The following is a 12,745-nucleotide window of genomic DNA, read 5'->3' as shown; positions in this document are numbered from 1 at the left end:
GCCAAAATGGTCCAGACTGTCATGCCAAATGAATTGGTTGCCAGCAACGTCGATTGAAAATTTGCAATTGTTACGGAATTGTGGCGTTGTTGCTGTATAAATGCCGTAATTGAACTAACTTTTTAACGCTATCCTTCAAAAGGTCAGATTCGTGACGCAAATCGCTGCAAACAATCTTGGTATCGATCCTTGGCGAGCCGTACTTGCCAGCGCTCCGGTACATGGTGCTGTACTTCAGCATGGCTCAGCTGAGATCACTGAACGGGCTTCGCGCGTAGCAGCACTTTCGGAAACTTCGCCAGATCATTCGGCTACCAAAAAGGTGTTAGCGATATCTCGGCCCACTCCCTTGGAGCGCACCGAAAACAACCGGCAAGCGCTTCGTGAAGCAGGCCGTGAAGAAGATGGTTACACGTTCAGCGACAAAGCTCTGGCACGTGACCTTGCGCTTTCCATTGACGGCCATATGCCGCTGCTGATGTTGCTTAGCGGAATGCGCGATTTTGCCGTCAAGCCACTTCTTCCGACGCCCACGGCCAGTCAGTGGCAAACAAAAGACAACGGCACCGAAGGCACTGTTTCGCCTGTTGGTCGTTTGGATCTACTCACCTGATTGTAACCTGATTTACCGCGACTGACTGATGCTTGGGTTGATCTTGGGCCTGTTTCATAGGAGAGACGGGAAAGTTCCGGAATACAGATCAAAGATAACATGCCCAGCCACGCCGAGACACGATTTCTCCCATATTCCAGCCAGCAGATGTACGATCTGGTCGCTGATGTGGGCCAGTACCCCGAGTTTCTACCTTGGTGCGCGGCTGCGCGTATCCGCGAAACGATACCAAAAGACGAAGCCACGATTCTTGAGGCCGACCTTGTTATCAGCTTCAAGGTCTTCCGCGAGAAGTTCGGAAGCCGCGTGACGTTGTGGCACGACAAGCGAAAGATCGATACGGAATATTTGGACGGGCCTTTTCGGTATCTCAAATCCGAGTGGCGGTTTGAAGACGTCGAGGGCGGTTGCAACGTTCACTTCAACGTGGATTTCGAGTTCAAGAACGCGATCCTGCAACGCGTCATTGGGCTCGTTTTCAACGAAGCCATGCAAAGGATCGTGCGCGCTTTCGAAAATCGCGCTGACGCCTTGTATGGGTGATATCGGCAGCTTTTGGCGCGTAAACCTTTAGTAATATCTGTGGTTCTAACGCTTCTTCGCTAGAGCGAGTTCTGTAAGTCGAGAATAGCTTTTTGCAGCAGTTCCAACGCATGATCTCGGGCTGCTTCTCTTACATTCGTTCGCCCCAATGCGCCAAACTCGACCGTTTCTGTGGAAGTCGTGTGGCCATCGACGGCCAGCCCAAAGCAGACGCGGCCCTCTGGTTTGTGCTCGGAGCCTCCAGGCCCGGCGATACCTGTGATTGATACGGATAGTTGTGCTTGAGAGGCTCTCAAAGCGCCGTCTGCCATTTCCCGCGCGACTTCTTGCGAGACCGCGCCGAATTGTTCGATTGTACTACCGCTAACTTGGAGCATATCCGCTTTGGCAGCATTCGAATACGTCACAAAACCCCGGTCGAATACCTCCGACGATCCGGGAAGATCTGTCAAGGCGGCCGCAACCAAACCGCCGGTACAGCTTTCCGCAGTAGCGATCATGATGTTTGACCGCCGCGCCAACTTTAGAACCTCCGCTGCGCTCATACACCGATCACTCCGTGTGCCAGACCAGCCAAAATTACAACACCTATGGCAGCGAGGATCCCGGCGATGACATCATCAAGCATGACGCCGAGAGGGTCATGGCGTCGGTCCGCCCAGCCAACCGGGCCCGGCTTCCAAATGTCGAAGAGACGGAACAACAGAAACGCGGCGATCCAGCCGGGCCACAAGGCCATGATCGGGATACCCATGGAACTGGCCGAGTAGGACAGCGGTAGCAGCGCGATCGCCTGTCCGACGAGTTCATCAATCACAACCTCTGAAGGGTCTGCATTATCCTGCGCCTCTGTGATCTGACGGGTCGCCCATAGTCCAATAACAAAAGATATGAGAATGCAGGCCAAAATGAGCGGAAAGCCACCAATCATGTGAAGAAGCCAGACCAACAAGAGAGTGAAAGCCGAGCCCCAAGTCCCGGGTGCGGGTTTCAGGTATCCAACACCAAAGACGGTGCCTATTGTTTGCGCAAGCTTGTTCATTTTGCCACCAGTGTTGCCGTTGCCATCGCGGCGATGCCTTCACCTCGACCTGTAAAGCCAAGCTGTTCCGACGTTGTCGCCTTGACCGACACGACATCTAGCGAAGTGTCCATGATCCGCGCCAGCGCATTGCGCATATCTTCGGCATGCGGGCCGATCTTTGGCTGCTCGCAGATAAGCGTGCAGTCAACGTTTCCTATTGCCCAGCCCAATTTGCCAGCAAGCTCAACCGCATGGCGAAGGAAAATGTCGCTGGAGGCACCTTTCCATTGCGGGTCACTTGGCGGGAAATGTTGGCCGATGTCGCCTTTCGCGAGCGCGCCATAGATCGCATCGGTAATGGCATGCATGCCAACATCAGCGTCCGAATGGCCCTGCAAGGAACGGTCGTGAGGAACACGCACACCACACAAGGTTACATGATCGCCGGGACCGAACCGATGTACGTCAAATCCGTTTCCTAACCTGACCATCCGCTGTGCTCCCAATATTCTTGCCGCTTTTTCGAAATCCTCCGGCATCGTCACTTTCAGATTGTCATCGTCGCCAGCAACTATCGCCACGTCGATATTTTCTGCCCGCGCCACGGTGACGTCATCCGGTGCCGTGCCATCGCCATGTGACTTATGCGCTTCGAGAATTCTGCAAAAGGAAAATCCCTGCGGCGTTTGCGCGCGATAAAGATCAGTTCGGTCTCGGGTCCCAGACACCAAACCCTCTTGCCCCGTCCAGAGGGCGTCAATGACTGGCAGGGCAGGCGCAGCACCTTCGTGCGTTTCGAGCGCATAGATAACACGGTCTATCAGCACGGATGACACACAAGGCCGGGCGGCATCGTGGATAAGCACCTTGTCAGGTTCAAAGGAGGTCAGTGCCTCAAGCCCGTTCCTGACCGAGATTGAACGCTCCGAACCACCCATTGCGACGATATATCCGGCATTTCTGTACCGTTCCGCCTTTTCGGTCTCTCCAGGGCTCAAGACCAATGCAATTCGGTCAATTTTAGGGTTCGCGTCAAACGCCTTCAAAGTGTGATCCAAAACCGATATCCCGGCGATCATCTGCCATTGCTTTGCGACTGAACCGCCAGCTCGCGTTCCGCGACCAGCGGCGACGATAAGAGCGGCAATGCGCATGAGATAACTCCGGATTTCCAAGAATATTCGTCAGACTATATGGTGTTTATGTCGGGATGCCACACGGCGCAATTGCCCGACGTCTTTTGATTAAAAAATAGGCGAACACGGAGCCGATCTCACTAAGATCGAGCGGTTTCGTTGTTCAACTGCAGTGATCTCGATAGAAACGGTCCAAGTGCACAAGGTTTAGGCATGTGACGTTCAAACTCGCAAATAAAACGCTTTCTTCTCCGGTCCTTCTGGCGCCTATGGCTGGAATCACCGACCGACCGTTCCGTGATTTGGTTACGAAATTCGGGGCCGGGATGGTGGTCAGTGAAATGGTGGCAAGCCAGGAAATGGTTCAATCCAAACCCGGTGTTCGCGAACGCGCCGAGCTGAGCGCGGACATCGAAAACACCGCTGTGCAACTTGCAGGTCGTGAGACCTATTGGATGGCAGAAGCTGCTCGGCAGGTGGCTGGTTTCGGCGCTAAAGTGATCGATATCAATATGGGCTGTCCCGCCAAGAAGGTTACCAGCGGTGAATCCGGTTCGGCATTGATGAAAACCCCGGACCATGCATTGCGGTTGATCGAAGCCGTCGTCGAAGCGGTGGATGTCCCCGTGACTTTAAAGACCCGACTTGGTTGGGATTCAAGTTCCCTGAACGCGGCGCATATTGCCAAACGGGCGCAGGATGCCGGCGTTGCCATGATCACGATACATGGCAGAACGAGGTGCCAGTTCTACAAGGGTACAGCCGACTGGACCGCTATACGTGACGTTGTGAATGCAGTGGATGTGCCTGTTGTTGCGAATGGAGATATCGTCGATTTCGGTTCAGCCAGAACGGCCTTGGCGAAATCCGGCGCGGATGGTGTGATGATCGGGAGGGGGGCGCAGGGCCGACCTTGGGTTCTGGCCGAAGTTACACATGCGCTTGGTAAGACCGCCGGCCCCGTGATTCCGACGGGAACAGATTTGGTCGATCTCGTTTCGGATCACTACCAATCCATGATGGGTTTCTACGGTCGCACCCTCGGTGTTCGCGTGGCAAGAAAGCATCTCGGCTGGTATATGGACCACGCTGGAACACGCACCGATCTGCGGCGAATGGTTCTGACCGAGCAGGATCCGGAGAGTGTCGTGAACTTGCTGGGCGATGCTCTGACAACACCAGCCAAGGTAGCTGCATGATACCGGAAAATGCGATCTGGGCCTCCTTGCCGGTGCCTGCCTTTGTTATCGATCAGAACAACAATATCCAGGATGTAAACAGCGCCGGAGAGGGGTTTCTTAACGCCTCGTCCAAAACCGTGACGGGGCAGTCAGTTTGGAGCCAGATAAGGGTTGATACCCCGATTGAAGAGGCGTTTGACAAGGCGCGTGATAAGAGCACCGCTCTTTTCGTGAATGATGTCGATGTAGGCTGCGGAAGCCGGGCGCCACTTCAATGTGCGCTGCAAATTGCGCCGCTGATTGGGCAAGAAGGGTGTATGATACTTATGATCACCCCGCGGGAACTTGCAGGACGGATGACACAAAGCCATTCGGTAAAGTCCGCCGCGCAATCGGCAATCGGGATGGCTGAGATGCTCGCGCATGAAATAAAGAACCCCTTGGCAGGCATTACCGGAGCTGCGCAGCTGCTCAGCATGAACTTGTCTTCGGAAGATCTTGAACTCACAGATCTTATCGTCGCAGAAAGCCGCAGGATCGTGAAACTGCTCGAGCAAGTTGAGCAGTTCGGCAATCTAAGCGAACCTGACCGAAAGCCGGTCAATATCCACGACGTTCTGGACCGTGCACGACGTTCCGCATTGCTCGGGTTCGGTGCGCATATGAAGATCATAGAAGATTACGATCCGTCCTTGCCGCTGGCCTATGGCGATCCGGATCAATTGCTGCAGGTTGTTCTGAACCTCCTGAAAAACGCGTCTGAAGCCGCCGATCCCAAAGGTGGGACTATCAGGATCCACTCTTATTTCGAGCACTCCTTTCGATTGCGGCGTAGCGATGGAAGCGGACAGTCGCTGCCGCTTCAGGTGGAAATTATCGATGATGGGCCCGGATTGCCGGAAAAGATCAAAGACGACGTCTTCGATCCTTTCGTATCCGGGCGCGAAAACGGCACCGGACTCGGTCTGGCGCTCGTCAGCAAAATCATATCGGACCACAATGGCTGGATCTCGGTGACGTCAGTCCCGGGACGCACTGTGTTCCGTCTTTCTCTCCCGCGCGTGCCGCGGGGAGCGTCAAACTAGGAGAGTAACCAATGGATGGCACAGTACTGGTAGCCGACGATGACCGCACGATCCGTACGGTTCTTACTCAGGCACTGACGCGGGCGGGATGCAAGGTCCACGCCACCAGTTCACTGACGACGCTTATGCGTTGGGTAGGCGAAGGCAAAGGCGACGTTGTTATTTCCGATGTGGTCATGCCCGACGGCAACGGTTTGGAAATGCTCCCCAAGATCGCGATAGACCGTCCCGGTCTGCCGGTAATTGTCATCTCCGCGCAGAATACGATTATGACAGCGATTCAGGCTGCCGAAGCGGAAGCATACGATTACCTGCCAAAGCCGTTCGACCTTCCTGACCTGATGAAACGGACGGCGCGCGCGCTTGAGCTCAAGAGGCATTCGGGTAGCAGCGCCATTCAAGCGCCGGAAGATGATCGGCCGGACGACCTGCCGTTGGTGGGACGTACAAAGGTAATGCAAGCCTTGTACCGGCTGGTCGCGCGCGTAATGAATACGGATCTACCGGTTCTCATCTCTGGTGAAAGCGGCACCGGAAAATCGCTTATCGCGCGGGCGATACATGATTTCTCGGATCGTCGCACTCTGCCGTTCATCACGATAACGGGCGCGGACCTGCAGGATATCGAGGGGCCGGCCCGTGTGCTCGCACGGGTCAAGGGCGGGACACTTCTGATCGACGAGATCGCCGATATAGACGATGAAATTCAGGCGCGGATCGTGCGTATGATGGATGCGCCGGGCGACCACCTTCCAAGGTTCATGGCAACCAGTCAGAACAACCTTAATTCTGCGATGGAAGCCGGTCAGGTACGTCAGGATCTTTATTATCGGTTGAGTGGGGCGACGATTCACGTGCCAAGTCTTCGCGAGCGTGTCGATGACGTTCCTTTGCTCGCTCAACATTTTCTCGCGCGCGCCGAACGGGAAGGTGCGCAGAAACGCTGGCTTTCGGCCGAATCCGAAGAATTGTTCCGCGCTTACAGCTGGCCGGGTAACGTGCGACAGCTTGAAAATGCGATTCGCCGACTGGTTCTGACAAGCCGCTCTGATGAGATTGCCCGGCAGGAAGTTGAACAGGTTCTCGGAAGCCAACCGGAAATGGAACCTGTGCTTGGTGGAGGAGATACCGAAAAACTGGCTTCCTCGGTTGCACGGCACCTCCGTCGTTATTTTGACCTGCACGGAAATATGCTTCCACCTCCGGGGCTTTACACGCGGATCCTAAAGGAAGTTGAGACGCCTCTGATCGAGATTGCTCTGGAGGCGACTGGCGGAAATCAGGCGAAATGTGCCGATTTGCTTGGCATCAACCGCAATACCCTGCGAAAGAAAATATCTGATTTAGATATACAGGTGACACGGCGCCGCAAATTGATGTAAAATCGTCACAGAAGCGTGGCATCCCGGTATATGCGCCGGGCGAGACTACGACATTTGGCGGTTCGTTGCGAAAGCGACACATCAGGTGAGGGCAGCGGGTGGTATCCCGGTCACAAAGATCTCCTTTAATGGCGCTCAACAGATGGCGTCGGACCAAGCGTGCCCAGAACATTGCCACGCTGGGCCTTGTTGTTCTTGGCCCGCTTCTTGCGTTTGTAACTTCGCTATCATTGGGGTCGATCGATCGCGGGCCGACGAATGATGCGCTGCGCGCGATTCTGCTGGCGGACCTCATCTATATTCTGGTCGTGGCCGCGCTTGTCCTTGGCCAGGTTGGGCGCATCATCGCAGCCCGTCGGGCAAAATCCGCGGGGTCGCGCCTTCATCTGAGATTGATCGGGGTGTTTGCGCTTCTCGCTCTGATTCCCACGGTTACTGTTGCTGTCTTTGCCGCGTTGACGATCAACATGGGGCTGGAAGGCTGGTTTTCCGACCGCGTGAGCCGCGTTGTCGGTTCGTCGCTTGCTGCCGCCCAAGCCTATGAGGAAGAGCAACGCGAAGATCTTCAACAGGACGCGCAGGCCTTGGGGCGCTTCCTGGATAACAGCCGCCGTCTGACAGTTTTCATGAGTGATGCGGAACTGCGACAGGTCCTAAGTCAGGCGCAGCCGCAGATTCAAAGGGGTCTGAAAGAGGCCTATGTCGTCGATGGAACCGGCGAAATACGTTCCCGGGGCGAAGGTTCGTATCTATTCAATTTCGAACAACCGACGGAAGAAGACATTCAGCAGGCGCGGGATACCGGGCTCAAGATTATTCAGGACTGGGACAACAACGAATTCCGGGCGCTCGTACGGTTGAACGGTTTTGTCGACCGTTTCCTCTATGTCAGCAGGGACGTCGACGGGCAGATTCTCAATTTATTGGATGAGACCAAGGAAACGATCAGGCTATATCAGCAACTCGAAAGCGAACGCGGCCGCGTGGTTTTCGAGTTCGGCGTCCTTTACCTTGGCTTTGCGGTCATCCTTATTCTTGCGGCCATTTGGCTTGGCCTATGGTTTGCAGAACGGCTTTCTCGCCCGGTCGGTCGTCTTACTATGGCAGCTCAACAGGTTGGGGCAGGGGATCTCGATATTCGCGTGATCGAAGACGAAAGCGATGACGAGATTGGAATGCTTGGCCGCTACTTCAATCAGATGACACGGCAGTTGAAAGGTCAGCGCGATACGCTTCTCGATAACAACCGGCAGATCGAACGGCGGAGAAGGCTGTTCGATTCAGTCCTATCCTCGGTGACTTCCGGTGTGGTTGGTCTGGACCCTGAGGGCCGAGTTACTTTTGTGAACCGGTCCGCAGAAAGGCTACTGGCATGGTCCGGTGAAGAACAGCTCGTCGCTCTCTCGGTCGGTGTGCCCGAATTTGGCGAGCTCTTTGATGCCCTCATCCAAAGCGGCCAGGAGGTCGTTCAGGGCGAGGTCAAAGTTTCGCGCGGCGGCCGCCTTGAAAACCTCCTTGTTCGCATGTCTACGCGGCGCAAGGATGATGGCAGCCTCGAAGGCTACGTGGTCGCGTTTGACGATGTAACGGATCTGGTGAGCGCCCAGAGGATGGCAGCCTGGGGCGACGTTGCCCGGCGCATTGCACATGAAATCAAAAATCCGCTGACGCCCATCCAACTGTCTGCCGAGCGCATTAAACGCAAGTTCTCGCCGCTGGTCGGGGACGATAGTGAGCGGCTCGAAGCGATGACGGACGTTATCGTTCGGCAGACTGGCGATTTGCGCCGCATCGTCGATGAATTCTCAAAATTCGCAAGGATGCCCGAACCGGAACGCAGGGCCGAGGATTTGACCGCCCTCGTCAGAGATGCAGTGTTGCTTCAGCATACAGGGCAACCAGACGTCAAGATCGACGCTGATCTTCCGTCGCAGCCTCTGATGGCGGAGATAGATTCTACGATGCTGTCGCAGGCGTTGACTAATCTTATCAAGAACGCGGGCGAAGCAATTGAAACCCGTATCGAAAAAATGGGTTCAGAAGGCATCGAGCCTGAGATACGGGTTGCGTTGTCTCAGGATGACCGCGGGATAGAAATTTCGGTGGCTGACAATGGTATTGGCTTGCCGGAGGACCGGGCCAAGCTCTTCGAACCCTACGTGACGACCCGGGATGCCGGGACCGGCCTTGGGTTGCCAATCGTCAAGAAGATCATCGAGGAGCACGGCGGCACACTTGCCTTGCAAGATGCCCCGGTTTTCGAGGGCCAGAACCATTACGGAGCAATGGCCGTTATCAGGCTGCCCAAGGGGGTAGTTGGAAATGAGGCGAATTCACCCGGTGCGCCGGGTGGGGCGGTAAATTAGAAAAAGAAGCAGGAATGACATGACAGATATTCTGATTGTTGACGACGAGCGCGATATTCGCGAACTGGTGTCGGATATTCTAGAAGACGAAGGATACGTGACGCGTCTGGCAGGCAACTCCGACGACTGTATGAACGCGATCAATACAGAACCGCCCGCACTTCTCATCCTCGATATCTGGCTGAAAGACAGCCGCATGGACGGGATCGATATTCTCAAGACCGTCAAACGGGACAATCCGGACGTGCCCGTGGTAATCATCTCCGGGCACGGCAATATCGAAATTGCGGTCGCCGCCATCAAGCAGGGCGCTTACGACTTTATCGAAAAGCCTTTCAACATCGATCAGTTGATGGTCGTCATCCGTCGGGCAATGGAAGCCTCGCGTCTCCGGCGCGAAAACAGTTCGCTGAAACGTCGCGAAGTGACCAACGCCGAAATGATCGGTCAAAGCGCGGCTTTCCGGACATTGATCAGCCAGTTGGACAAGGTCACAAAATCGAACGGGCGGGTGATGTTGACCGGTCCTGCCGGGGCGGGCAAGGAAATCGCCGCACGGTACGTTCACGCGCAATCAAACCGCGCGAACGGCCCGTTTGTCACGGTTAACTGTGCAGGCGTTGAACCTGATCGCGTGGAGGAAGTTCTTTTCGGTCGCGAGACGCCCGAGCGCGGCATCGAACCCGGCTTGCTCGAGGAAGCGCACGGCGGGGTGGTATATTTCGACGAAGTTAGCGACATGCCTGTTGGGACTCAGTCAAAGATCCTTCGGGTTCTGGTAGAACAACAGTTTCAGCGCGTGGGCGGCTCGGACAAGGTGCGCGTAGACCTTCGCGTGATTTCGAGCACGAACAAGGATCTGGAAGCCGAAATTCAGGCGGGCCGGTTCCGGCAGGAATTGTATCATCGTCTGAATGTTGTTCCGATAGCGGTCCCTTCACTGGCAGAGCGACGCGAAGACATCCCTGTATTGGCTGAGCACTTTATTGCAAATTGCAACGCGACACAGGGCTTGCCGTTACGACCTCTGACTGAAGAGTCGGTTGCGCTAATGCAGACGATGACGTGGCCGGGCAATGTGCGGCAGCTCAAAAACCTGATTGAACGCGTCTTGATCCTCGGCGAAGGCAGTGGTCCGATCGAAGCGCGCGAGCTGCCCAGCGAAGAGGAAAAAGGTGATGACGAAGGGCGCGTTGTGCTTTCAGGCTCTCTCGCCACCCTGCCATTGCGTGAAGCGAGGGAAGCTTTCGAACGTGAATATCTACTGACTCAGATTAACCGGTTCGGTGGAAACATCAGTCGAACCGCGTCGTTCGTTGGCATGGAACGGAGTGCGTTACACAGAAAACTGAAGTCGCTGGGCGTGGTCACGTCGAACAAGTCCGGGGCGCGTTTCGCTCACGTCGATGAAAACAGTGTTGAGGCTGCTGAATAGCAGCCTCACCTATTCCTGCCGAGAGGATATGGGCGTGACGATCTGAAACTGATCGTCATTGTACCGGATCATGCAACTGGCCTCGGTCAAGGCGGGCAGGCTCCTTGTGGCAGCCGGAGGTGTAGCATTCTGAACCGCCTGCGAGCAGCGGGGAATGCTGACCTGCTGGTAGCCCTTCCGTTGCATACATTGATCCAGAACTCGTTGCCGAAGTCCTGCGTTCACATCGACTGTATAGATATCACCACGCACCCAATAGCCAGGCCGTGTGTAACAACTGCCTGCCGAGTTGCAGTAACTTCTGGACGGAATGAATATCGGCGGATCACGCCGGATCTGATTGGCAACCGGGGCATCGCGAAGGGCGGAAACCTCGCAATTCGTGTGATCCGTATCCAACCGTGAAACGGCCACGCCCGGTTGGTAATACATTGAAACAGGACCGCATCCCGATAACACTGCACAGGCAGCTACCACTTTGAGCACATTCTTCATGTGTCTATAATGCCTCTCAAATTCATGTGTGACAATTGAATTGACCGTGTTTGGACCTTCTGTCATGCAAAGGTTTCTGTGACTGACCGGGCCAAAGGGCGATAGGGTATGAAAGTCATCATATGCGGGGCAGGGCAGGTTGGCTGGCAGATTGCGCGCCACCTCTCGGGCGAGCGCAACGATGTTACCGTTGTAGACAATAACCCGGATCTGGTCCGAAGAGCGACCGACACGCTTGATGTTCAGGGCATCGCAGGCTTTGCTAGCTACCCGGATGTCCTTGAACGGGCAGGGGCGCGGGATGCCGACATGATTATTGCGGCAACTCACTCTGACGAAGTCAACATGGTGACCTGCCAGGTTGCTCATTCGGTGTTTTCAATAAACCGAAAGATCGCTCGGCTTCGGGCGCAATCCTATCTCACAGCCATCTATTCCGATCTATACCGGCGGGACCACCTGCCCATTGATGTCGTGATTTCGCCGGAACGCGAAGTCGCGGCCGCCGCGATGCAACGACTGTCAGCACCGGCTGCGTTTGATACCGAAACCTTTATGGACGGAAAGGCGCAGCTTCTCGGGATTTCGATTCAGGAGGATTGCCCGGTCGTCAACACACCGCTGCGTCAGTTGACCGACCTTTTCTCAACCCTGCGCGCCATTGTCGTCGGCATTCGCCGTGACAAGCGGCTCTTTGCACCCGAGCCGAATGATCAGCTGTTTGTGGGGGATGAATGCTATGTCTTCGCCCAGGTAGACGATGTCTCTCGTACTCTGGAAGTGTTCGGCAAGAGTCAGAAGAAACAAGATCGTATCGTGATTGTAGGAGGCGGTAACGTCGGGCTTACTGTCGCGCGTGCGATGGAGGACAGGCAAGGTCGCGTACGCGCCAAGATGATTGAGAAGAACCGCGCAAATGCTGAACGCGCGGCCGAATCCTTGGAACGGACTATCGTTTTGCACGGCGATGGCATGGACCGGGCATTGCTAAGCGAAGCCGGGATCTCGAGGGCCGATGCTATGTTGGCCATTACCGACGACGACCGAACCAACATGCTTGCTGCTGTGCGCGCCAAAGCCGAAGGGTGTCCGTTCGTCATCGCATTGATCAACGACCCCACTCTTGTGCCATTGATGGGACCATTGGGTATTGATGCGTATATCAACCCGCGGGCCACGACGGTTAGCTCAATCCTCAGACATATTCGGCATGGCCGCGTGCGGCAGGTCTATTCCATCGGAGATGCCGAAGCCGAGGTCATCGAAGCCGAGGTCATGTCAACCTCTCCCATGGCTGGTCAGGCGATCCGGGACATCGATTTCCCGGAGGGCGTTCTATTGGGGGCCGTTTTGCGTGATGGCGAGTTGCGTCGCCCGACTGGCAATCTCCGCATCGAGGCGGGAGATGTCGTTTCGATTTTCGCCATGACCGCGGACGTGCCCGAAGTCGAGAGACTGCTTCAGGTCTCAATCGACTTCTTCTAG

General features: G+C 55.5%; 11 protein-coding genes. 8 read left to right on the top strand and 3 right to left on the bottom strand.

What is annotated here, in order from left to right:
- Positions 1-151: 151 nt before the first annotated feature.
- Together MF268_RS13525 and MF268_RS13520 are read left to right on the top strand one after the other, a co-directional pair.
- Positions 152-613 carry a hypothetical protein gene (locus MF268_RS13525; protein ID WP_238371390.1) on the top strand — a complete coding sequence of 154 codons (462 nt, stop codon included), beginning with the start codon at positions 152-154 and terminating at the stop codon, positions 611-613.
- 99 nt (positions 614-712) lie between these two features.
- On the top strand, positions 713-1,156 hold the full coding sequence (locus MF268_RS13520) for a type II toxin-antitoxin system RatA family toxin (protein ID WP_238371389.1): 444 nt from the start codon (positions 713-715) through the stop codon (positions 1,154-1,156).
- 59 nt (positions 1,157-1,215) lie between these two features.
- Here the strand turns inward: MF268_RS13520 and MF268_RS13515 are convergent, their stop codons facing one another.
- Genes MF268_RS13515 through MF268_RS13505 form a run of 3 tightly spaced genes read right to left on the bottom strand, consistent with a single transcriptional unit; the run spans position 1,216 to position 3,334 of the window.
- Complete coding sequence (locus tag MF268_RS13515; protein WP_238371388.1) at positions 1,216-1,701, bottom strand: CinA family protein; 486 nt, start codon at positions 1,699-1,701, stop codon at positions 1,216-1,218.
- Positions 1,698-2,198: a phosphatidylglycerophosphatase A family protein gene (locus MF268_RS13510; RefSeq protein WP_238371387.1), complete on the bottom strand. Its 501-nt coding sequence runs from the start codon at positions 2,196-2,198 to the stop codon at positions 1,698-1,700. The genes MF268_RS13515 and MF268_RS13510 overlap by 4 nt, the downstream gene beginning before the upstream one ends.
- Positions 2,195-3,334, bottom strand: coding sequence for a bifunctional 2-C-methyl-D-erythritol 4-phosphate cytidylyltransferase/2-C-methyl-D-erythritol 2,4-cyclodiphosphate synthase (locus MF268_RS13505; RefSeq protein WP_238371386.1), 1,140 nt, complete (start codon positions 3,332-3,334; stop codon positions 2,195-2,197). The genes MF268_RS13510 and MF268_RS13505 overlap by 4 nt, the downstream gene beginning before the upstream one ends.
- Before the next feature lie 251 nt (positions 3,335-3,585).
- Here MF268_RS13505 and dusB point away from each other — a divergent pair, with 251 nt between their 5' ends.
- From dusB to trkA, 6 genes are all read left to right on the top strand, one after another.
- Positions 3,586-4,515 carry a tRNA dihydrouridine synthase DusB gene (gene dusB, locus MF268_RS13500; protein WP_273545035.1) on the top strand — a complete coding sequence of 310 codons (930 nt, stop codon included), beginning with the start codon at positions 3,586-3,588 and terminating at the stop codon, positions 4,513-4,515.
- Entirely contained in the window at positions 4,512-5,582 is a 1,071-nt protein-coding gene (locus MF268_RS13495; RefSeq protein ID WP_238371384.1) for a two-component system sensor histidine kinase NtrB, read from the top strand. Before dusB ends, MF268_RS13495 begins: the two co-directional genes overlap by 4 nt.
- Before the next feature lie 11 nt (positions 5,583-5,593).
- Positions 5,594-6,964, top strand: a complete 1,371-nt coding sequence (locus tag MF268_RS13490) for a response regulator (protein ID WP_238371383.1) — start codon at positions 5,594-5,596, stop codon at positions 6,962-6,964.
- A gap of 128 nt (positions 6,965-7,092) precedes the next feature.
- Positions 7,093-9,330, top strand: coding sequence for a sensor histidine kinase NtrY-like (locus tag MF268_RS13485; RefSeq protein ID WP_238371382.1), 2,238 nt, complete (start codon positions 7,093-7,095; stop codon positions 9,328-9,330).
- Positions 9,331-9,349: 19 nt separating this feature from the next.
- Positions 9,350-10,765, top strand: coding sequence for a nitrogen assimilation response regulator NtrX (gene ntrX, locus MF268_RS13480; RefSeq protein WP_238371381.1), 1,416 nt, complete (start codon positions 9,350-9,352; stop codon positions 10,763-10,765).
- A gap of 603 nt (positions 10,766-11,368) precedes the next feature.
- Positions 11,369-12,745 carry a Trk system potassium transporter TrkA gene (gene trkA, locus MF268_RS13475; RefSeq protein ID WP_238371380.1) on the top strand — a complete coding sequence of 459 codons (1,377 nt, stop codon included), beginning with the start codon at positions 11,369-11,371 and terminating at the stop codon, positions 12,743-12,745.

The sequence above is a fragment of the Heliomarina baculiformis genome (genome assembly GCF_019966545.1).
GTDB lineage: Bacteria > Pseudomonadota > Alphaproteobacteria > Rhodobacterales > Rhodobacteraceae > Heliomarina > Heliomarina baculiformis.
Note: the sequence above shows the minus strand (reverse complement) of the source record. Positions and strands in the feature narration are given on the sequence as shown.

Coding starts and splice junctions, on each gene's coding strand:
- MF268_RS13520 (WP_238371389.1), top strand. CDS start 713: ATGCCCAGCCACGCCGAGACACGATTTCTCCCATATTCCAGCCAGCAG.
- MF268_RS13515 (WP_238371388.1), bottom strand. CDS start 1,701: ATGAGCGCAGCGGAGGTTCTAAAGTTGGCGCGGCGGTCAAACATCATG.
- MF268_RS13510 (WP_238371387.1), bottom strand. CDS start 2,198: ATGAACAAGCTTGCGCAAACAATAGGCACCGTCTTTGGTGTTGGATAC.
- MF268_RS13505 (WP_238371386.1), bottom strand. CDS start 3,334: ATGCGCATTGCCGCTCTTATCGTCGCCGCTGGTCGCGGAACGCGAGCT.
- dusB (WP_273545035.1), top strand. CDS start 3,586: ATGGCTGGAATCACCGACCGACCGTTCCGTGATTTGGTTACGAAATTC.
- MF268_RS13495 (WP_238371384.1), top strand. CDS start 4,512: ATGATACCGGAAAATGCGATCTGGGCCTCCTTGCCGGTGCCTGCCTTT.
- MF268_RS13490 (WP_238371383.1), top strand. CDS start 5,594: ATGGATGGCACAGTACTGGTAGCCGACGATGACCGCACGATCCGTACG.
- MF268_RS13485 (WP_238371382.1), top strand. CDS start 7,093: ATGGCGCTCAACAGATGGCGTCGGACCAAGCGTGCCCAGAACATTGCC.
- ntrX (WP_238371381.1), top strand. CDS start 9,350: ATGACAGATATTCTGATTGTTGACGACGAGCGCGATATTCGCGAACTG.
- trkA (WP_238371380.1), top strand. CDS start 11,369: ATGAAAGTCATCATATGCGGGGCAGGGCAGGTTGGCTGGCAGATTGCG.